Source organism: Streptomyces sp. ISL-11, assembly GCF_018614525.1.
Taxonomy (GTDB): Bacteria; Actinomycetota; Actinomycetes; order Streptomycetales; family Streptomycetaceae; genus Streptomyces.
The window spans coordinates 1-537 of the sequence record NZ_JAGGOL010000071.1; the positions used below are offsets into that span (position 1 = coordinate 1).

Consider the following 537-nt stretch of genomic DNA (forward strand, 5'->3'; position numbering starts at 1 on the left):
CGGTGGCGTCCTCAAACGCCGGACGGGCTTGATTCGGCTGGGCTCAGCCGCGTTCAGCCCGCCCGGCGCTTCAGGACGCCGCCGCAGACGGCAACCGGCCCCAGCCGAAGACTCGCCGGACACGGCCCGGAGCAGCTCGCAGCCGACAATCCGCCGGACACCACCTGCGCGCGGTCCTAGGGGAGGTACCGCTCGACCGCCGCTGCCCCCTTCTCCTCGATCAGGCGCTTGGCCGCCTCGACCCGCTCGGGTGTGACGTCCCGGCCGGAGGCCATGACCAGGTCTTCGGGGTCGAAGGGCCGCTCGCTCCCCGTGTACAGGCTTCTCGGCCGGGACGTGGTGGATGTGTCCTCGGGGCTCTCCTTCACGGTGGGCCTCCTCTGCTCAGCGGCCCCTGCCTGGGGGTCGGCCGTTCGGGTGTCCCTCCATCCTGGGACATATCCCCCGGGAGTGCATACCGATCTCCGGTGGAGGACCCTTCTCCCCGGCCCTGCCCTCGCCGGGAACGGGTCCCGCCCCTAGGCCGTGTCCGGCGGA

The 537-nt window shown here is 72.3% G+C and carries 1 protein-coding gene; it reads right to left on the reverse strand.

What is annotated here, in order from left to right; all coding sequences use genetic code 11:
- Positions 1-176: 176 nt before the first annotated feature.
- Positions 177-368, reverse strand: coding sequence for a hypothetical protein (locus tag J7E86_RS15910; RefSeq protein ID WP_215082333.1), 192 nt, complete (start codon positions 366-368; stop codon positions 177-179).
- Positions 369-537 lie beyond the last annotated feature (169 nt).